Origin of the sequence: Lachnoclostridium sp. Marseille-P6806, assembly GCF_964238185.1 — a bacterium.
Lineage (GTDB): Bacteria > Bacillota > Clostridia > Lachnospirales > Lachnospiraceae > Brotaphodocola.
The window spans coordinates 1-20,591 of record NZ_CAXSLG010000006.1 but is presented as its reverse complement, the minus strand read 5'-3'; the positions used below and the strand labels follow the sequence as shown (position 1 = coordinate 20,591).

Below are 20,591 nucleotides of genomic sequence, written 5' to 3'. Positions count from 1 at the left end.
AATGATTATCAGAAAAGCAGAACTGGAAACCGTCTGCGGTATTACCAGCCGTCTTCCGGAAAATACCTGCCCGGAGTTTGCATTTGCAGGCAAGTCCAATGTGGGCAAATCTTCTCTGATTAATGGGCTTTTAAACAGGAAGTCTCTGGCGAGAACCTCTTCCCAGCCGGGAAAAACCCAGACCATTAATTTTTACAACATCAACGACGAACTGTATTTTGTTGATCTTCCCGGCTATGGCTATGCCAAGGTATCTGTGGAAGTAAAAGCAAAATGGGGAAAGATGATTGAGCGGTATCTGAGAAAATCGCCTGTTCTCAGATGCGTGTTTCTTTTGATTGATATTCGCCATGAGCCGTCTGATAATGATCGGATGATGTATGACTGGATTGTGGCTAACGGATATCATCCGGTGATTATTGCAACAAAGCTGGATAAGCTGAAGAGAAGCCAGGTGGCAAAGCAGATTAAGGTGCTGCGTCAGGGGCTAGGCATGGAAAAAGATGACATTCTGATTCCCTTTTCAGCAGAAACGAAGCAGGGAAGAGATGAGATCTGGGATCTGATTGAAGGCATGTGCAGAACAGAAGAGCCGCGGGAACTGTAAGAAAGCTTCCATGATTCTTTTGCATTTGTTCTGGAATTTTACAGAAATTTTATTTGCACAAGTGCGGAGACTGTGGTAATGTGTAGCCGTATGAAAGAACCGGAAAGGAGTATCATTATGGCGAAAGAATATATTACATTTACCATTGGACCAAAGAAGGATATTGCACTGATTGCACATGACAATGAGAAGCCGAAGCTGATTGCGTGGTGCAGAGAACATTATGCAGAGCTGAAGCACCACAATCTTTACGGAACTGGAACAACGGCCAGAATGATCACCGATCAGACGGGCCTGACAGTAAAGGGCTACAACAGCGGCCCTCTGGGCGGAGATCAGCAGATTGGAGCCAAGATTGTAGAAGGAGTTATTGATTTTGTTGTGTTCTTTTCGGATCCGCTGACGGCTCAGCCGCACGACCCAGATGTTAAGGCTTTGATGAGAATTGCTCAGGTCTATGATATTCCCATGGCCGTCAATAAGGCTACAGCCGATTTTCTGATTACCTCAGAATTAATGAATTCGGATTATCAGCATGATGTAATTAATTTCCGAAGACAGGTGGAAGAACGGGCAGAAACCCTGTAATTGGGATAAATACAAATGAAAAAGCAGGGGGGTAACGTATGCTGACAGAGAAGGAATTGACATATATCGAGGAACATGCGCAGGAGGCCAGACAGCTTTTACTTACTCTGGCGAGGATTCCTGCTCCTTCCCACCACGAAGAGAAACGGGCACAGTTTTGTAAGCACTGGCTGGAAGCCCACGGAGCTAAAAATGTGGTGATTGATGATGCTTTGAATGTGGTTTATCCGATTGGAGTAACAGAGGATAATCCTGTGACGGTCTTTATGGCCCACATGGATGTGGTTTTTCCTGACACAGAAGAATTGCCTCTGACTGTGAAGGATGGGAAGCTCTTCTGCCCTGGCATCGGAGATGACACGGCTAATCTGGTAGCTCTTTTGATGGCTGCCGGTTATGTGACAGAGCAGGGGCTTTTGCCGGAGCATGGAGGAGTGGTTTTTGTCTGTAATTCCTGCGAGGAGGGACTTGGCAATCTGAAGGGCTCCCGAAAGATTTGCGATACCTATGGAAAACGGATTCAGGCCTTTTATACTCTGGATCTGTATCTGGATCGATATGTGACCCGTTCTGTGGGATCCTGCCGGTACCGGGTAAAGGTGACTGCAGAGGGAGGTCATTCCTACCTTGATTTTGGAAAGGAAAATGCCATTGCCAGACTGGCAGAGTTTATCGGCAGCATGTACCAGATTCAGGTGCCGCGCGAGGGACGCACAACCTACAATGTGGGAACCATTCAGGGAGGCACCTCAGTCAATACCATTGCTCAGCAGGCAGAGATAACCTGTGAATTCCGATCAGACTGTAGGGAAAGTCTGGAGGAAATGGAGACCAGATTTTATAACCTGATCGAGGAGTATCAAAACAAGGGAGTTTCCATTGAAGCAGAGGTGATAGGGATTCGCCCCTGCGAAGGCCAGGTAGATGCCGCTGCCAGGCAGAAGATGTTTGATTATGTGGAGGAAGCGATTTTTCACGCCTGTGGAATAAAACCGGGAACTGGCTCCAGCTCAACAGACTGCAACATTCCCCTGTCTCTGGGGATTCCGGCGGTATGCTTCGGAGCGTGCCGGGGAAAGGGCTTTCACACAAGGGAGGAATTTGTTTATGAAGACTCCCTGATTCCCGGATATCAGGCAGCGCTGGAGATCGTGCTTCACTATTTTTAGTGTAACAGTTCGTCCATGCGAAGATTCAGACAAAAAAAGCGTTGAGGGCATGGCTGAACGGTTACACTTTATCTTAAATGAATACAACAGAATATGGATTTTTGGAAGCAGGAAGGTTTCCCCGAAAACGGGGAGGCAGTTCTGCTTTTTCTGATCTGTTAGAAAAAAAGAGGCATCCGGGTATTTTTTCTTCTGAGGAGGCTTTAAAATCTTTGCTGATTTTCTCAAATTTTGAACACAAAATGGACACAAACCGCTGGTATTTTCTATCTATGAACGATACAGGTCAATATTGAGAGGAGTTTTTATATATGAAGAAAAAGCTGTGGAGGACATGGGCATGGGGGATTTCGGCAGTGACAGCTGGTACGGCAGTTGCTTCGCAGATAAGCCTGACAGCGCAGGCAGCAGATAATAGCCAGGACTATCGCAGGAAGGTGATAGGAATTGCGGGAATTATTCAGAATGTGAGTACGGAGCTTGAGGCGCCGGTTACCAGAGCGCAGTTTGCCCACATGCTGGTTCAGGCATCCGGTTATCGGGATTACCTCCCTTCTTTCAGCAAGGTGTCTGTGTATGCAGATGTACCGAAGGAGTATTCCTATGCATCCAGTATTCGGATTGCGGCAGAGGAAAACTGGATGACAGGGTACTTGGGCGGCACGTTTAGACCGGATCAGCCCATAACCCTGAGGGAGGCGGTACGGGGAATTCTGGCTCTGTTAGGCTATACCAGCTCGGATTTTACGGGGGACGCAGCCAATTCCAGAATGGCACAGTACTATACCCTGGAGTTAAATGAGGAGGTGGATCGGCAGCCGGAGGAAATTCTCAATAAAACCGACTGCATCAATCTGTTTTATAATCTTTTGAAAACAGAAAGTAAATCTACAGGACAGGTGTATGGTCTCAGTCTTGGCTGTACGGTAAATGCAGATGGTGAGATCAATCCGATGGGACTGGCAGATACCAATCTAACAGGGCCAAAGCTGATTCCCAAGGGCCGGCAGCTGGGCGATTATGTTCCCTTTAATGTTCAGGAGGCCAGTATTTATGTCAATGGAGAGGCCTCTAGCTATGAATCACTGAAAAGCTGCATTTCCAGCAATTATGTGGTGATTTATTACAATCAGAAGGCGAAAACCATCTGGGCCTATGTGGCGGATGAGGATGTACAGTCTGGCCGCTGCGTCGTTCGCGGAACGGTGGAAAACATCTATTACAGCTCCAGTGATGTGATGACACCAACCTCCATTACCCTGGAAGGAGAGTCGGATGAATATAAGCTGGCCAGCTCTGATATGCAGTTTGCCTTTTCTATCTATGGCTCTCTGCGTGTGGGAGATACTGTAACCCTGGTTTGTGAAAAAACAGAAAATGCCGATGGAGATGTCTCCTATACAGTTGTAGATTATGTAGAAGAATAACAGGGGGAGAGTTGGAAAACAGATGTGGATGAATAGGAAAAAAGGAAAAGAGATAACAGAAGAACAGAATAAAGACCAGCAGACGAAACTGCAGAAGCTGCTGGAAAAGAGAAGAGAGAAGAAGAAAAACCCAAAAAAGAAAGGACGCTTGCCCCTGATAATTGGGGCAGCAGCGTTGGCAGCTGTTTTTGGTCTGTGGCAGCTGAAAAGCCGCAGTGAGCAGGCGGCTGCAAGTGGGACAGAAGGGCAGAGAACTGCAACTGTGACGAAAGGAACCATTACCTCGGAGCTTTCTTCCTCTGGCGTGATTTCACCAAAGGATACTTACAGTCTTACCTCACTGGTAGAAGGAGAAGTGATTTCTGCTAATTTTGAAGAGGGAGATCAGGTAACAGAGGGACAGGTTCTGTATCAGATTGATGTATCCTCCATGGAATCAGAGCTGAAATCAGCCAATACTTCTCTGGAACGGGCACAGAAGCAGTATCAGAATGCCCAGGAGGATTACAATGAGGCATTGTCTGATTACAGCGGAAATACCTATAAATCCACGCGGACTGGTTTTATTCGGGAATTGAATATCCAGGCAGGGGATCAGGTAGGCCAGAATACAGAGCTTGCATCGATTTATAATGATCAGCTTATGAAAATCCGCGTCCCCTTCCTTGCATCAGAGGCAGCAGCGATTGGAGCTGGAAATCAGGCTGTACTGACTCTTACCGATACAGAAGAGCAGCTTAGCGGTGTGGTAACGGCTGTCAGCAATATGGATGAGGTGCTGGACGGAGGAAGAATTGTCCGTTATGTAACCGTTGAGGCAGCAAATCCCGGAGGTCTGACGGCGAGCCACAGCGCCACAGTGGAAATAAACGGGGTGGTCTGTACTGCAGAAGGAAATTTTGAGGCAGCCACCGATCTGGTGATGAAAGCAGACCTTCCTTCCAGTGTTGAGGTTGAGGCGCTGCTGGTGAATGAGGGAGACTATGTAACAGAAGGAACTCCTATTTTTCGAATCGCTGCAGAGGATGCAGAGGATTTGATAGATACCTATCAGGATGCCATGACCCAGGCGGAGGTATCATTAGAAAGCGCTCAGAGCAAGGTGGATTCCACAAAGGAAAGCTATGACAATTACACGATTACTGCGCCGATTTCCGGACAGGTGATTACAAAAAGCGTAAAGGAGGGCGATACCATCAGCCGGAATTCCGGCAGCAGCGACACGACTCTGGCGGTCATTTATGATCTGTCTTCCCTGACCTTTGAGATGTCTGTGGACGAGCTGGATGTGCACAGTGTCCAGGTGGGGCAGAAGGTTTCGGTTACAGCAGACGCCCTGGAGGGACAGACCTTTACAGGAACAGTTACCAATGTAAGCCTGGAAAGCGTACAGTCTAATGGTGTTACCAATTACCCGGTGACGGTGACTATGGATGAAACCGGTGATCTGCTTCCTGGAATGAATGTGGATGGTGTTATTTTGCTCGATGAGACAGAGGATGCCTTGATGATTCCTATTGATTCTTTGATGCGGGGCAATCGTGTTTATGTGAAGGACGATACTGTGAAGGAGGCTCAGGGCAGTGTTCCTGCAGGATTTCGAGCAGTGGAGGTAGAAACCGGACTGACCAATGATGATTATGTGGAGATTGTAAGCGGACTTTTCGAAGGAGAAGAGGTCTATGTGAGTGAGTCATCGAAAAGTACGGATGCATTTATGATGGGCGGTCCTGGAGGCGGAATGGGCGGTGGCCCTGGAGGCGGTCCCGGAGGTAATCCCGGAGGCGGCCCTGGAGGCGGAATGCGCTGATAAAATCCGGAAAGAAGCTTGCAGTTTGGAACAGACAAAGAAAAACCGTGCCGCCAATGGAATGGCGGCGGAATGGAGATTGATATGACAGAGCCATTAATCGAATTACGGGATATTTATAAAATATATCATATGGGTACAGAAGAGGTGAGGGCAAACGACGGAATTTCTCTGAATGTGGATAAAGGCGAGTTTGTGGCGATTATTGGAAAATCAGGAAGCGGAAAATCTACATTGATGAATATTATTGGTGCTTTGGATGTGCCTACCTCCGGCAGGTATCTGCTGGGGGGGGAGGATGTGGATCAAATGAGTGACGATCAGCTGGCAGATATCCGTAACCGGCAGATTGGATTTATTTTTCAGCAGTATAACCTGCTTCCCAAATCGAATCTTCTGGAGAACGTAGAGCTTCCGCTTTTGTATGCAAAAAAGGACAGGGAAGAACGAAGGGAGCGGGCTATGAAGGCCCTGGAGAGAGTGGGACTGGCGGACAAATGGAAAAATCTTCCCAATCAGCTTTCCGGAGGCCAGCAGCAGCGGGTGTCGATTGCCCGCGCTCTGGCTGGCGATCCCTCCCTGATTCTGGCAGATGAGCCAACGGGCGCACTGGATTCACGAACCAGCCGCGAGGTACTGAATTTTTTAAAGGAGCTGAACGAAGAAGGAAATACCATTGTGATGATTACCCATGACAATTCCATAGCGTTGGAAGCAAAGCATGTGGTCAGGGTTCACGATGGAAAAATTAATTTTGACGGAGATGTAAAGGATTATGCTGCAATCATTCAAGCTGGCAATGAAAAGCATCTGGAGCAATAAAATGCGCTCCTTTCTGACTATGCTGGGTATCATTATCGGTGTGGCATCGGTCATTATACTGGTCAGTCTGGTGAATGCCTATATGTCTTACATGACAGACAGCTTTTCCAGCATGGGAACCAACCAGATCACAGTGAATATGATAAATTTATCTTCCCGCTCTGTTTCAGACGAGGAAATGTATGAGTTTTATAGCGAGCAGGGAGAGGTATTTGATGAAATTTCACCGATGGTAAGCATTAGCGGCGCAATTAAGCATGGAAATGATTCTATGACATCAACCTCTATTACAGGCGTCAGCGAAGCCTATCTGTCTATCAAGGGCTGGGAGCTTCAGTATGGAAGAAATCTTCAGTATGGGGATATGACAGGACGCCACAAGGTCTGTGTAATCGGCACTTATGTAGCAGATGAGCTTTATGGCAGTGCTGAGAATGCTTATGGAGAAACACTGAAAATCAATGGATATGCGTTTACCATTGTAGGTGTGGCGGCCCAGCAGGAGGATGAGATGGAGGAGGGAGGAACCGATGATTTTGTATGGATGCCTTATACCAGAGCTGTAAAAATGGCAAGAAACTCCAATATTAATAATTACGTTTTTACTGTTTCTGATTTATCCCAGGCAACGGCAGCCAAAAGCCAGATAGAAAGCTTTCTCTATGAACGATTTAAAGATGAGGATTTGTATACAGTAACTGCAATGAGCGAAATGCTGGATGAGTTAAATTCCATGATTGCCATGGTGTCAGCAGGACTGGGAGGAATTGCCGGGATCTCCCTGTTAGTAGCCGGAGTTGGCGTAATGAATATTATGTTGGTTTCCGTAACTGAGAGGACGAGAGAAATTGGAATCAGAAAAGCTCTGGGAGCCAGAAAAAGCGTGATTATGCAGCAGTTTGTTATAGAAGCAGCAGTGACAAGTTCACTGGGAGGAATTATTGGAATCATTCTGGGAAGCGTTGTAACATCTGCAGTTGGAAAGCTTGCTGAATTGTCTGCTACTCCAACTCCGGCAGCGGTACTGGTATCATTTGGAGTATCGGTAGGAATTGGATTGCTGTTTGGCTATATGCCGGCCAACCGGGCAGCAGGGCTGAATCCGATTGATGCCCTGCGCGGAGATTAAATAGAGGGTGTTTTGCCTTGACACCTGTTTGAAAACTGCTGTATAATGCAGAAAATATATGCAGAAGGAAGCAGCAGTTTTTCGAAGGGAAGCGGCTGAGTGTACTGCATAATGATATGACAGGAAAAGCGGAGGCAGGATATGAAAGTAGTTGATATGCATTGCGATACCATTGGAGAAATTTTAAAGGATCATCAAAATGGAGGGAATATGTCTATTCTGGAAAATTCTCTTCATATTGATTTGCAGAAAATGAAAAAAGGAGATTATCTGCTGCAGAATTTCGGTCTGTTTGTTCATCTGGAATCCCATGCGAATCCTTTTGAATACGCTATGAAGCTGGTTGATACGTTCTACACGGAGCTGGAGGCGCACAAGGATCAGATTGGTATTGTAAAAACCTGGGGCGATCTGGAAAAAAATATAGCAGAAGGCAGAATGTCCGCCATGCTGACGCTGGAGGAAGGCGGTATGTGCCTGGGGGAAACTGCGCTGCTGCGTGATTTTTACCGCCTGGGCGCAAGAATGATGACTCTGACCTGGAATTTTCAGAATCAGCTGGGATATCCCAACCGGATGGAGCTGCATGAGGGAGAGAGTTATCCCCGCTTTTTGCCGGATACAGAGCATGGTCTGACGGAAAAGGGAATTGAATTCGTTCAGGAAATGGAACGTCTGGGTATGATTATCGATATTTCTCATTTGAATGATGCAGGAATCTGGGACGTATTCCGTTATACAAAAAGGCCCTTTGTGGCAAGCCATTCCAATGCCCGGGCTCTGGCCTCTCACCCGAGAAATCTGACGGATGATATGATCCGTGCTCTGGCAGAACGGGGCGGTGTGGCAGGAATCAATTTCTGCGCTGCCTTCCTTCGGGAACGGGATGAAACAGGACAGGAGCCTACCCACAGTTACTGCCGGGATATGGTGGCGCACATGAAGCATATGAAAAAGATAGGAGGAATCGGCTGCATCGGACTGGGAACGGATTTTGACGGCATTGGAAGCATTGTGGAGATGAAGGATTGCTCTGGAATGCAGATGCTGGCAGAGGAAATGGAAAAGCAGCGCTTTACAGGCAGTGAAATTGAAGCTGTATTTTCTAAAAACGTGCTGAGAGTCTATAAGGAAATCCTCTAAGCAGGAAAACTCCGGGCGTTTCCTTCCCCGCCCGGAGCGGCAGAGCTGCTTCTTCTGGAAAGAAAGGACAGAGGCTATGAACCTTGGATTAGGAAATCAGATATTTGCAGATAAACGAGAAAACAGGAGGAGAACAGGAAAAATCCGTCATATGAAATGGGCAGCGCTCACAGCCGCTTCTGTTTTTCTGGCTGTGTCAGCCGTTTCGTTTTCTTCCCTTGCCTCGGATTATGCAGTAGAAACCATTGTTCTGGGAGAGCCGGAGCATGTGTGGTGGGAGACAGACACAGTTGTAAAATGGTCTTCTGTGAAAAATGCCCGGGAGTATCAGGTAAAGCTTTTTATTGCTGACAATGCCGATCGGGATGAAGAAAACTGGAAGGCAGTGGATTTTGAGGATGAAGGGCTGGAGACAGCGGCGGTGATCCGCACTTCCGGCACCAGCTATGATTTTTCCCAGTACCTGGATGATCTTCATACCTATTTTGCAGCAGTTCGGGCTGTGCCGCAGGTAAAGGAACAGGCCTATGTACAGGCTGGCGGCTGGGTAGGATCTCCGGATGTGGATTTCCGTGAAAAACAGGTGATGGGAACTACCGGGGGGAGGTGGCGCAATTATCTGGAGGGTAGCCGTTACCAGACAGAGGACGGAGCCTATCTGACGGAAGGCTGGCAGCTGATAGAGGGAGACTGGTATCTGCTGGATGAAAACGGATACCGCCTTTGCGGCTGGCAGAATGTAGACGGCGCCCGCTATTATCTGGGAGAGGACGGGCGGATGGCTTCGGGGTGGTTTGTCTTTGAAAATAACTGGTATTATGCAGATGACACGGGAAAAATGGTTACAGGATGGGTGATGGATAAGCCGGGAGAGTATTATTATCTTCAGGAGGACGGAACTATGGCCCATGATACGGTAATAGATGGATATACACTGGCTTCTGACGGACTGAGAACGGGAAAAAACTGACAGAAATCTGGAAAAGGCTTCTAAGAAAAAGCCTTTTCCAGATTCCATAAAAGAATGGTAACAGCCAGCAAATCGGCACAGCCACCGGGACTGATGTTCAGGCGGATAAATTCCCGGTTCAGCTTCCGAAGCTCCACAAGACCTTCGGCAGTTCCTGCACCGCCCAGGGCAAGGATTCGGCCTGCCTCCATTTTTTCATAGGAGAGCAGATTGTGATTTGTCCGGATAAGAACATTGGTGTCGTTCACCTTGTTCATCAGAGCCAGCAGAGTATTAATAGCAGCAACATTGTCATCAATGCCTTCGGATTTGTATTTCCGGTAAGCGGGAAGACTGATGGAGGCGATAGAGGGAAAACCTTTTTGGGCTTCTCCGCGGATGCCCTTCATATTGTAACGCTTAAAAAGCATTTCTCCATGAGTCCGGGGACTCCGTTTCCGGATTTGATCAAAATCTTTCTCAATTTCATCTCTGCATATCTGCCCTGCCAGCTTCAGAATATCCTCTGCAAGAAACGGAGTTTTTGGATTGCGGAATTTCTGATAAAGTCCGGCGGCAGCAGAGATAATTCCCATAGAAAAAATCATACCCTTATGGGTGTTTACTTCATTGGTAGCCTGGAACATGGATTTTTCTGCCTCTACGCCTATGGGGCGGATAGAGAGAAACAGCCCTTTTCCTTTGGGCTCTGTCCAGCCTTCTCCAGCCTGGTACATCGCATTCAGATAGGGGACAATGGCCTCTGTGCTGACGGCAAAGGTCTGAAAATTCATGTCGTTATGGGCGCCGTTGTCATGACGATCTACCAGCCCCGGCTTTGGTGTGGCAGATACTTCGGCCATTAAGGCCTGACGGCAGAGATTTTCGTAGGAAAATACCGGAGCAGCAGAGGTATGACTGGTAAAATCACTTAAAATGCCGGTAATCTCTTCTGTAAGCTCGTCTACAGTATGTCTTCTGCTGCGGCTGCATACATGAGCTGGTTCTCCGCAGAGCAGGCAGGTGCGGGCGGCATGTCCCAGTTCCTCTCTGGAAACCTTGGTTCCGTCTGTGCGCAGTACATCAATATCAAAAAGACGTCCCAGTCTGTCTGCGTCTTCCAGACTGGTCATGCGGCTTTTGATGGCTTCTGGACTGTCATCGACACAATAAATTGCCTCGTATCCGGTTTTTTCCCGAATACTCACATTGTATAAAACAGGTGTCTGATAAACCTTTAATATGGTTTCAATCCGTCTGCAGGCCTCTTCAAATGCCTGTGGAACGCCGGGAAGAACCTTCACGGGCCCTGGAATATTGAGAGTCAGACAGATCAGAGGCTTTTGATAACGGTTTAAAAGCTGCTTTTGGGCAAAGGCCCGCGCTTCTCTGGCGTCCAGCATCTCTGTCAGACTTACTTCTTTTAATTTATCATTCATCGGATGATTCCTCCCGGATTTATTTGAGCAAAAAGAACCTCAGATTCCAATAAAGCTTCGCCGCCTTTTCGAGAAAAGGTTGATGCATACGATCCATTGGCAGTAAATCGGATTTAAGGATTCCCCAAAAAAGGGAAGCTTTATTGAAAATAGAGTACACATAGGTGTTTTACCCCTTTATTATAGTAGGAAAGTAACAAAAAATCAAATATATAATCGGTTATATCCCCTATAAAGCCTTTCTTATCATTGCTTTACCGCGTTGAATTTTTAAAAATTAAAGCGATATAAATTGACAGCGATGAATTTTCGTAGTATGATAGGAACAGTTCAGAAATCTGAGCAGAATGCAGAAAAGAATGAATGCAGAATATATGTAAAAGAGAGGGAGACGATTATGAAAAAATCAATGAAAATCATGTCTGCAGCAATGAGCGGTATCATGGTTCTTTCCCTGGCAGCCTGCGGCGGCAGTGATGTAGGAACCACAGCAGCGAAGGATACCACAGAAGCAGCATCAGAGGCAAAGGACAGCACTGATACTCAGGCAGCCCAGGAGGAGAAAGCAGATGGAGAAGCCTATACTGTGGGAATCTGTCAGCTGGTACAGCATGACGCTCTGGATGCAGCGACAGAAGGCTTTAAGGATGCGATTACTGAGGCGCTGGGGGCAGATGCCGTGACCTTTGACGAGCAGAATGCACAGGGCGATTCCAATACCTGTTCCACCATTATCAACAGCTTTGTTTCCAACGATGTGGATCTGATTCTGGCCAATGCAACTGCAGCGCTGCAGGCCGCTCAGGCAGGAACCAGCGATATTCCGGTTTTGGGAACCTCTGTTACAGAATATGGAGTTGCACTGGGAATTGATGATTTTACCGGTACTGTGGGCAGCAATATTTCCGGTACCTCTGATCTGGCTCCCCTGGACGAGCAGGCAGCCATGCTGCACGAGCTTTTCCCGGATGCGAAGAATGTAGGACTTCTTTACTGCTCTGCAGAGGCCAACTCTCAGTATCAGGTAGATACCGTAAAGGCAGCTCTGGAGGAGCTTGGATATACCTGCGAGTACTATGCATTTTCTGATTCTAACGACCTTTCTACTATTGTAACCAATGCAGCTGGAGCCTGCGATGTTATTTACGTTCCTACGGACAACACGGCAGCTTCCAATACAGAAATTATCAATAATATCTGTCAGCCGGCAGGAGTTCCCATTGTCGCAGGCGAGGAAGGTATCTGCAAGGGCTGCGGCGTTGCGACCCTGTCTATCAGCTACTATGATCTGGGAGTTGCAACTGGTAAGATGGCAGTGAAAATCTTGACCGGAGAATCCAATGTATCTGAGATGCCGATTGAATATGCACCTCAGTTTACCAAGAAATATAATCCGGCTGCCTGCGAGGCTCTTGGTATTACCGTGCCGGAGGGCTATGAGGCAATCGCAGAATAATAGAATCTAGCGCAAAGCCAGGCATGAAAAGGATCCTGACAAAGGAACCTTTCCATGCCTGACTGGCGGTAAGGCGGTGAACATTGCCCATGCAGAAAATAATCCTGCAATGGGCTTATACTGGTTTTTAAGGAGAAGAGAGTTATGGCAAGTTTAATCAATGCCCTGCCAGGAGCAGTTGCACAGGGCCTCATCTGGGGAATTATGGCAATCGGAGTTTATCTGACCTATCGGATACTGGATATTGCAGATCTGACAGTAGACGGATCTCTGGGAACCGGAGGTGCAGTCTGCATTATGCTGATGCTGACAGGACATAATGTATGGGTATCTCTGGCAGGGGCTGTGATTGCCGGTATGCTGGCAGGTCTGGTTACTGGTATTTTACATACGTTTATGGGAATTCCGGCAATTCTTTCCGGTATCCTTACACAGCTGAGTTTGTATTCTGTGAATTTGAAAATTATGGGCAAGGCAAATCAGGCGATTAATGTAGACAAATTTGATTTGCTGGTATCCCTTCGTTTTATCCGTAAAGTAGCCTTTTACAAAAATACGATTTTTGTTGTGGCAGTCGGAATTATTCTTTTAATTCTGGTTCTGTACTGGTTTTTCGGCACAGAGCTGGGATGCTCCATGCGGGCAACCGGATGCAATGATAAAATGGCCCGGGCTCAGGGTATTAATACGGATTTCTGCCGTGTTCTCGGCCTGATGCTGTCCAATGGTTTGGTCGCCTTATCCGGAGCTCTTCTGTGTCAGTATCAGGGCTTTGCAGATATTCAGATGGGCCGCGGAGCCATTGTTATCGGTCTGGCAGCTGTGATTATCGGTGAGGCAGTATTTGGTAAAATATTCCACAATTTCGGCTTCCGCCTTCTGGGCGTGGCCCTGGGCTCCATTATTTATTATCTGGTACTGCAGGTGGTTATCTGGATGGGAATTGATACGGATCTGCTGAAGCTGCTGTCGGCAGCAGTTGTTGCAGTATTCCTGGCCGTTCCGACCTGGAAGACCCGGTATTTTTCAAAAGTGGGAAAGAGAGGATAAGGAGCCATGTTAGAGATTAAAAGTATTTCCAAGACCTTTAATGCAGGAACGGTCAATGAAAAAAAGGCTTTAAGAGGACTGAGCCTGACCTTAAATGACGGAGATTTTGTGACAGTAATCGGCGGAAACGGAGCTGGAAAATCGACTCTTCTGAATGCAATTTCCGGAGTATGGCCGGTCGATGAGGGACATATTATTATTGATGGAAAGGACGTAACAAAGCTTCCCGAATATCGCCGTGCTGCGTTTTTGGGACGTGTATTCCAGGATCCTATGAATGGAACAGCAGCAACTATGGGGATCGAGGAAAACCTGGCCCTTGCTCTTCGCCGGGGTGCCAGAAGAACTTTGCGGATTGGAATTAGAAACAGCGAGAGAGAGCTGTACCGGGATTGGTTAAAGCGTCTGGGCCTGGGGCTGGAGGATCGTCTGACATCAAAGGTTGGACTTCTTTCCGGCGGACAGCGTCAGGCTCTGACCCTTCTGATGGCAACTCTTCAGCGTCCGAAGCTTCTGCTTTTAGATGAGCATACAGCGGCTCTGGATCCCAAGACCGCGAAGAAGGTGCTGGATCTGACGGCAGAGATTGTGGAAGAGCAGCATTTGACAACGCTGATGATTACGCACAATATGAAGGACGCAATCCAGCTGGGCAACCGTCTGATTATGATGCACGAGGGAAATGTAATTTACGATGTAGCAGGTGAAAAAAAGAAAAATCTGACTGTGGAGGATCTGCTCCACAAGTTTGAAGAGGCCAGTGGTGAAGAATTTGCTAATGACCGAATGATGCTGACAAAATAGTCAGATTCCGAGAATCCGGGTGATTCCATGTTATGATTTGTAACAGGAACACCCGGATTTTTGCTTTGTTTCTTCCTTAGGGAAAACGTATCCGTTTTCCTCGTACAGGGAACAAAAGGCGTTGAGGGTATGGATGAGCTGCTGCCGTGAAAACGATAAGCGTAGAAAATGAAGAGGAGAAAATCATGGAATATATTCAGTACGAAATCACAGAGCAGAATTTAGAGGCATATAAGCATAATATGATGGAAAATGAAAAAAGTCTGGCAACCATAGAAAAGTATCTGCGGGATGTTCGCTCTTTCTGCCGGTGGAATCAGGGGGAGGTTATTGTCAGAACAAGGATCCTTGAATGGAAAAATCACCTTGCCCGGGAATATGCAGTCAGCTCTGCGAATTCTATGCTGGCGGCACTGAATGGATTCCTGAGTTTTCAGGGATGGCCGGAGCTGAGGGTAAAGCCTTTTCGTCAACAGAAGCAGCTGTACCGAGATCCGGAAAGAGATCTGTCAAGAAAAGAGTATATTCAGCTTCTAGAGGAGGCAAAGAAGCAGGGAGATGAGCGCCTGAAGCTGGTAATGGAAACGATTTGCGCTACAGGAATTCGCGTTTCGGAGCTTCCTTTTATTACTGCAGAAGCGGTTCGGGCCGGACGCGCTGTTGTAAATTGTAAAAATAAGAAACGAGTTATCTTTATTCCTTCAAAGCTTCAGCGTATTTTAAAAGAATATATGAAGAGGAAAAACATTACCGAAGGAGCTGTTTTTCTGACGAGAACAGGGACTGTTTTGAACCGCAGCAATATCTGGAGAGCAATGAAAAAGCTTTCACAGACTGCAGGAGTAGAATGCAGAAAGGTATTTCCTCATAACCTGCGTCATTTATTTGCGAAAACCTTTTACAGCGCAGGAAAGGATCTGGCAAAGCTGGCAGACGTTCTGGGGCATTCCCACATCGAAACCACTAGAATTTATATCATGGAAAGCGGACAGGAGCACGAACGAATCATGGAACAGCTGGGATTGGTGGAAACGGATTCAGACCTTTTCTTTTTACAGGGAAACAGAAAAAGAAGAAGGGAAAAATGGAAGCAGCTGAAACGAAAACTGTTAAAAAGAAGGAAGAAGCAAAGCGCAGAAGAGGAGAGGCTTCTGGAATAGGAGAAAGTAAGTGCTTTGGTATATTAAAAAGGGAGACCGCCTGGTAAAAGTTACCAGACGGTCTCCGCCTTACAGAATGCTGCAGAAGCAGCGTTCAATTTTAATTACTGATTCAGCAGCTCAGCCGGAACCTGTGCATTGGGATTCAGAGCACCGAAGGTACCAGTTGTGGTATCATTGAAGTAATACCACTGATTGCCAATCTTGTTCCATCCAAGGTACATTCTTCCAAAGGTACCGTCATGAACATCGTGCAGATAGTACTTATTGCCGTTTTCCTCGAACCATCCGGATACCAGATAGCCGTTGTTGTCGAAATAGTACCAATCCATCTTGTTCTGCCACTCCAGATAATACCAGCCACCCTTAGCATAGGTGTTGTCGCTGAATGGATACCACCAGCCGGTAGAATCCAGGATCCACTGGCCATTGGTCAGCTTCTTAGCAGTAGATACGCTTCTGCCGCCGCCAGAGCCGCTTCCACCGCCGCTGGAACCGCTGCCGCCGCCAGAGCTTCTTCTGGCAAGCTCCAGAGTGATAGCATAGGTCTCACCGAACTGAACTTCGGTCGGCTCCATAGCCTTCTTCAGCTTATAGCTGCTCGGAATATTCAGGTTATCAGCGGTAAAGGTATAGGACTCGCCCTTCTTACCTCTTACCGTAATATCCTCAGAAGCAATTTCTTTATAATTAAAGATATAGGAAACATGCAGGGTAGCATCAGCCTTTTCATCCGGGGTCGGGAGTTCAATCTTTCTTACCTCAACGGTAACAGTGTCTTCAGCTCCATAAGCTACAGGATGACCTGCAAATGCCTTGACAAACTCATAGTTTTCCGGAACAGCCAGATCCTTGCTGGTGAAGGTATGCTCTTTGCCTACCAGACCATTGACTTTCAGAACCTGAGTTCCAACGGTTTCCTTGCCGTCAACATAAACAACAGTGAGGGTGGCGTCAGCGTAGGTTTCTTCTGGCTCAGTAGCAGTTTCCTCCATAGCGACTGCCCACTGGTACTCATTGATATTTTCATTATACTCTACAGGAAGATTCTCAGCGCTGGCGTGAACGCGATATTCCTTGCCGTCAACTGTGATAGTACCAAGATCAGCAGCTTTTAGTAAAGTCGGCTCCTCGCCTTCTTTTACGGTCACTACCTTATCTTCTTTCTTCAGAGTGGCACCAGTGCCATGTAAGTAATACTGAATATGAATGGTGACATCCTTGGAGTTGACTTCTGGATCAACCACTGATTTTTCTTTTACATAAACAAATACAGAATCAAGATCTGCAATGTAAATGCTGTCGCCGCCATTGTCGCCCAGAACATAACCAGCCGGAATGTTCAGAGAATCAAGCTTCAGGAATTCCTGATCCTTTTCAACCCGAATGGTTTCAGATAAAACGGGAGTATCCATGTCAATGATGTAGTTAACCATTAAGTTTCTGTGAGTTTCTACTTCATCCATGGCAACAGCCCAGCGAACTTCATCTACATTCTCATGATATTCAACAGTACAGTCAACAGTAGTAGAAGAGGCTTTGTATTCAACACCATCAACAGTAAGGTTTTCCAGATCAATTGCTTTCAGAATAACAGGGTCTGCACCTTCAGTCACAGTAACATGTTTAAATCCTTCACCAATGGAAAGGCCGGTAGCTCTGTTATAATACCAGATGCGAACAGTGACATCCTTGGTGTTAGCTTCAGGCTGTTCAATCTTATCCATAGAAACAGCCCAGTAAACTTCGCTTACATTCTCACGATATTCAACGGTACAGTCAACGGCATCATCAGCAACCTGATACTCGACCCCATCAACAGTAAAGGTGCCCAGATCGGAAGCCTTCAGGACAACAGGATCTTCGCCTTCCGCTACAGTAACATGTTCAAAGGCTTCACCAATTTTTTCACCAGAAGCTTTATCGTAGTAGTTGATGCGAACGGTAACATCTTTGGAGTTAACCTCAGGCTTTTCAATCTTGTTCATAGAAACAGCCCAGTAAACTTCGCTTACATTCTCACGATATTCAACGGTACAGTCAACGGCATCATCAGCAACCTGATACTCGACCCCATCAACAGTAAAGGTGCCCAGATCGGAAGCCTTCAGGACAACAGGATCTTCGCCTTCCGCTACAGTAACATGTTCAAAGGCTTCACCAATTTTTTCACCAGAAGCTTTATCGTAGTAGTTGATGCGAACGGTAACATCTTTGGAGTTAACCTCAGGCTTTTCAATCTTGTTCATAGAAACAGCCCAGTAAACTTCGCTTACATTCTCACGATATTCAACGGTACAGTCAACGGCATCATCAGCAACCTGATACTCGACCCCATCAACAGTAAAGGTGCCCAGATCAGCAGCCTTCAGGACAACAGGATCTTCGCCTTCCGCTACAGTAACATGTTCAAAGTCTTCGCCAATTTTTTTACCAGATGCTTTATCGTAGTAGTTGATGCGAACGGTAACATCTTTGGAGTTAACCTCAGGCTTTTCAATCTTGTTCATAGAAACAGCCCAGTAAACTTCGCTTACATTCTCACGATATTCAACGGTACAGTCAACGGCATCATCAGCAACCTGATATTCAACTCCATCAACAGTAAAGGTGCCCAGATCGGCAGCCTTCAGGACAACAGGATCTTCACCTTCCGTTACGGTAACATGCTCGAAGTCTTCGCCAATTTTCTTACCAGAAGCTTTATCGTAGTAGTTGATGCGAACGGTAACATCTTTGGAGTTAATCTCAGGCTCTTCGATTTTGTCCATAGCAACGGCCCAGCGAACTTCGCTTACATTCTCGCGATATTCAACGGTACAATCTTCGGCTGTATCAGCAACCTGATATTCAACCCCATCAACAGTAAGGTTTTCCAGATCAGCCGCGTTAAGAACGACAGGGTCTTCACCTTCCGTTACGGTAACATGTTCATAACCTTCGCCAATTTTTTCACCAGAAGCTTTATCGTAGTAGTTGATGCGAACCGTAACCTCAGTGCTATTACTGTTCTGATTGCTTTCGTCAGAGTGTTCTTTAATAATAGAAGAAACTTCCTCTGCCGCCATGGCAACAGAAGCATTGCTACATAAGAGTGAACCGACAGTAATTGCAGTCACTACCCTTACCCCTAATTTTTTTTTGTACATAAATACGCCTCCTCGCTTTTATTATGATGGAATAACTTATTAAATTTTGCCACCACTCAAAATTACATCATGAATAACTTATTCCGCCACCCCCTGTTTACTGTAAGATTTGTTTGAAAAATTGTTGTTTTATTGATCGAAAACAGCAATTTTCTTTATATTACATAATATTCCTTATGTAGTAAGAAATAAAATGCTCGTTCATACTTAAAGAATAAATAAGAAAAAATATAACAAATTTTCCTTATTTTTACTAAATTATAACACCTGCACCAATCTTTTGCAAGCGGAATCAAAGTTAATTTTCTGTAATTTGTTTTTTAAAATCTGATATTTTCTGTTATATTCTTAATTATTGATATAATTCGAACTTTAAATAATATTTAAATCAAAGTTTTTTTATTTTAAAATATACATAAGGAATATTATGAAATAAGAATTATTCTTTATATTTTCTATTATTTTTTAATTTAATTCCGATATTTCTAAAATAATTTCCACAATATAATTTCTATCATAAAAAGCGAATTTTCTGAAAATAACATAAGGAATATTATGTGATAAAACAGGGACTGGTTTTAAGGGATTATTTTATCCAGTTCTGAGTAATGAAAGAAAGAGAGGTACGGCGGAATAAGTTATTAGATTATAAGGCTGTTTTAAAGGTGGTAGTATTCAATAAATTATTCCACCAACAAGAAAAAAGCGAGGAGGCGTATTTATGTACAAGAAAAAGTTGGGCGTGAGAGTGGTTACCGCAATTACCGTTGGTTCCCTCTTATGCAGCAATGCATCTGTTGCTATGGCTGCAGAAGAAGTTTCTTCTATTATTAAAGAGCATACAGCAGATGAAGAAACAACAGAGGCTCCGGAAGAGGAAGTCACAGAAGCTGAGGAGGTAGTTGAAGAAACTACTGAGGCAGAAACTGAAGAAGTAGTTGAAGAAACTACTGAGGCAGAGACCGAAGAGGTAGTTGAGGAAACTACTGAGGCAGAAACCGAAGAGGTGGTTGAAGAAACTACTGAGGCAGAAGCTGATGAAGAAGAACTGGAAAATGATTTTGAGGAAGTTGAGTTAGAGGCTGTAGAGACACCTGCGGTTGCTGAGACTTCCGAGAGATTGCTGGCTGATGTTGCAGCAGAAACCAGAGAAGTATATGTAAGCCTTATTGATGCAGATGATAAGACAGCAGTAGGAGCACCACAGAAAATTGACATTGGTATAAAAGATACAACATTCCCTACAAGCAAACTTGAATTACCAGAAGAGTATGAGTTTGCATATGGTGATGGAGATGTTTATGTTGGCGAAGGGACTTCTGTAAATGTAGAGGTGAGAAAGAAAGCCTCAACAGAAGAAACCAGAGAAGTATATGTAAGCCTTATTGATGCAGATGATAAGACAGCAGTAGGGGCACCACAGAAAATTGAGATTGGTGCAAAAGATACAACATTCCCTACAAGCAAACTTACATTACCAGAAGAGTATGAGTTTGCATATGGTGATGGGGATGTTTATGTTGGCGAAGGGACTTCTGTAAATGTAGAGGTGAGAAAGAAAGCCTCAACAGAAGAAACCAGAGAAGTATATGTAAGCCTTATTGATGCAGATGATAAGACAGCAGTAGGGGCACCACAGAAAATTGAGATTGGTGCAAAAGATACAACATTCCCTACAAGCAAACTTACATTACCAGAAGAGTATGAGTTTGCATATGGTGATGGGGATGTTTATGTTGGCGAAGGGACTTCTGTAAATGTAGAGGTGAGAAAGAAAGCCTCAACAGAAGAAACCAGAGAAGTATATGTAAGCCTTATTGATGCAGATGATAAGACAGCAGTAGGGGCACCACAGAAAATTGAGATTGGTGCAAAAGATACAACATTCC

The 20,591-nt window shown here is 45.6% G+C and carries 16 protein-coding genes; 14 read left to right on the top strand and 2 right to left on the bottom strand.

Going from position 1 to position 20,591, the window contains the following annotated elements; all coding sequences use genetic code 11:
- Position 1 precedes the first annotated feature (1 nt).
- The 9 genes from yihA to ACESON_RS08865 all read left to right on the top strand — a co-directional run bounded on the left by yihA (position 2) and on the right by ACESON_RS08865 (position 9,665).
- Complete coding sequence (gene yihA / locus ACESON_RS08905; RefSeq protein ID WP_177958277.1) at positions 2 to 607, top strand: ribosome biogenesis GTP-binding protein YihA/YsxC; 606 nt, start codon at positions 2 to 4, stop codon at positions 605 to 607.
- Positions 608 to 724: 117 nt separating this feature from the next.
- Entirely contained in the window at positions 725 to 1,195 is a 471-nt protein-coding gene (locus tag ACESON_RS08900) for a methylglyoxal synthase (RefSeq protein WP_177958276.1), read from the top strand.
- 38 nt (positions 1,196 to 1,233) lie between these two features.
- On the top strand, positions 1,234 to 2,364 hold the full coding sequence (locus ACESON_RS08895; protein WP_373109337.1) for a M20/M25/M40 family metallo-hydrolase: 1,131 nt from the start codon (positions 1,234 to 1,236) through the stop codon (positions 2,362 to 2,364).
- Positions 2,365 to 2,675: 311 nt separating this feature from the next.
- Positions 2,676 to 3,791, top strand: a complete 1,116-nt coding sequence (locus ACESON_RS08890) for an S-layer homology domain-containing protein (protein WP_373109335.1) — start codon at positions 2,676 to 2,678, stop codon at positions 3,789 to 3,791.
- Between the two features lie 28 nt (positions 3,792 to 3,819).
- The gene (locus ACESON_RS08885) at positions 3,820 to 5,601 is read left to right on the top strand and encodes an HlyD family efflux transporter periplasmic adaptor subunit (RefSeq protein WP_373109333.1); all 1,782 of its coding nucleotides are present in this window, start codon (positions 3,820 to 3,822) and stop codon (positions 5,599 to 5,601) included.
- Between the two features lie 84 nt (positions 5,602 to 5,685).
- Positions 5,686 to 6,423 (top strand): ATP-binding cassette domain-containing protein, encoded by a 738-nt coding sequence (locus tag ACESON_RS08880; protein ID WP_177958816.1) that lies wholly within the window; start codon positions 5,686 to 5,688, stop codon positions 6,421 to 6,423.
- Positions 6,377 to 7,552, top strand: a complete 1,176-nt coding sequence (locus tag ACESON_RS08875; protein WP_373109331.1) for an ABC transporter permease — start codon at positions 6,377 to 6,379, stop codon at positions 7,550 to 7,552. Before ACESON_RS08880 ends, ACESON_RS08875 begins: the two co-directional genes overlap by 47 nt.
- Positions 7,553 to 7,693: 141 nt before the next feature.
- Positions 7,694 to 8,695 carry a membrane dipeptidase gene (locus tag ACESON_RS08870; protein WP_177958818.1) on the top strand — a complete coding sequence of 334 codons (1,002 nt, stop codon included), beginning with the start codon at positions 7,694 to 7,696 and terminating at the stop codon, positions 8,693 to 8,695.
- A gap of 76 nt (positions 8,696 to 8,771) precedes the next feature.
- Positions 8,772 to 9,665 (top strand): hypothetical protein, encoded by an 894-nt coding sequence (locus tag ACESON_RS08865; RefSeq protein WP_177958819.1) that lies wholly within the window; start codon positions 8,772 to 8,774, stop codon positions 9,663 to 9,665.
- Between the two features lie 20 nt (positions 9,666 to 9,685).
- Here ACESON_RS08865 and citG read toward each other — a convergent pair whose 3' ends face one another.
- Positions 9,686 to 11,083, bottom strand: coding sequence for a triphosphoribosyl-dephospho-CoA synthase CitG (citG, locus tag ACESON_RS08860; protein ID WP_177958820.1), 1,398 nt, complete (start codon positions 11,081 to 11,083; stop codon positions 9,686 to 9,688).
- Between the two features lie 397 nt (positions 11,084 to 11,480).
- On the opposite strand from citG, the gene ACESON_RS08855 reads away from it, so the two are divergent.
- The 4 genes from ACESON_RS08855 to ACESON_RS08840 all read left to right on the top strand — a co-directional run bounded on the left by ACESON_RS08855 (position 11,481) and on the right by ACESON_RS08840 (position 15,553).
- On the top strand, positions 11,481 to 12,539 hold the full coding sequence (locus tag ACESON_RS08855) for an ABC transporter substrate-binding protein (RefSeq protein ID WP_177958821.1): 1,059 nt from the start codon (positions 11,481 to 11,483) through the stop codon (positions 12,537 to 12,539).
- A gap of 144 nt (positions 12,540 to 12,683) precedes the next feature.
- Positions 12,684 to 13,589 (top strand): ABC transporter permease, encoded by a 906-nt coding sequence (locus tag ACESON_RS08850; protein ID WP_373109328.1) that lies wholly within the window; start codon positions 12,684 to 12,686, stop codon positions 13,587 to 13,589.
- 6 nt (positions 13,590 to 13,595) lie between these two features.
- The gene (locus ACESON_RS08845; protein WP_177958823.1) at positions 13,596 to 14,393 is read left to right on the top strand and encodes an ATP-binding cassette domain-containing protein; all 798 of its coding nucleotides are present in this window, start codon (positions 13,596 to 13,598) and stop codon (positions 14,391 to 14,393) included.
- Between the two features lie 185 nt (positions 14,394 to 14,578).
- A complete protein-coding gene (locus ACESON_RS08840; RefSeq protein ID WP_373109326.1) occupies positions 14,579 to 15,553 on the top strand; it encodes a tyrosine-type recombinase/integrase in 975 nt (324 codons plus the stop codon).
- A gap of 104 nt (positions 15,554 to 15,657) precedes the next feature.
- On the opposite strand, the gene ACESON_RS08835 is transcribed toward ACESON_RS08840, so the two are convergent.
- On the bottom strand, positions 15,658 to 18,702 hold the full coding sequence (locus ACESON_RS08835; RefSeq protein WP_373109324.1) for an N-acetylmuramoyl-L-alanine amidase family protein: 3,045 nt from the start codon (positions 18,700 to 18,702) through the stop codon (positions 15,658 to 15,660).
- Positions 18,703 to 19,423: 721 nt separating this feature from the next.
- Here ACESON_RS08835 and ACESON_RS08830 point away from each other — a divergent pair.
- Positions 19,424 to 20,591: hypothetical protein (locus ACESON_RS08830; RefSeq protein WP_373109322.1), on the top strand; the 1,168-nt coding region annotated here is incomplete at its 3' end.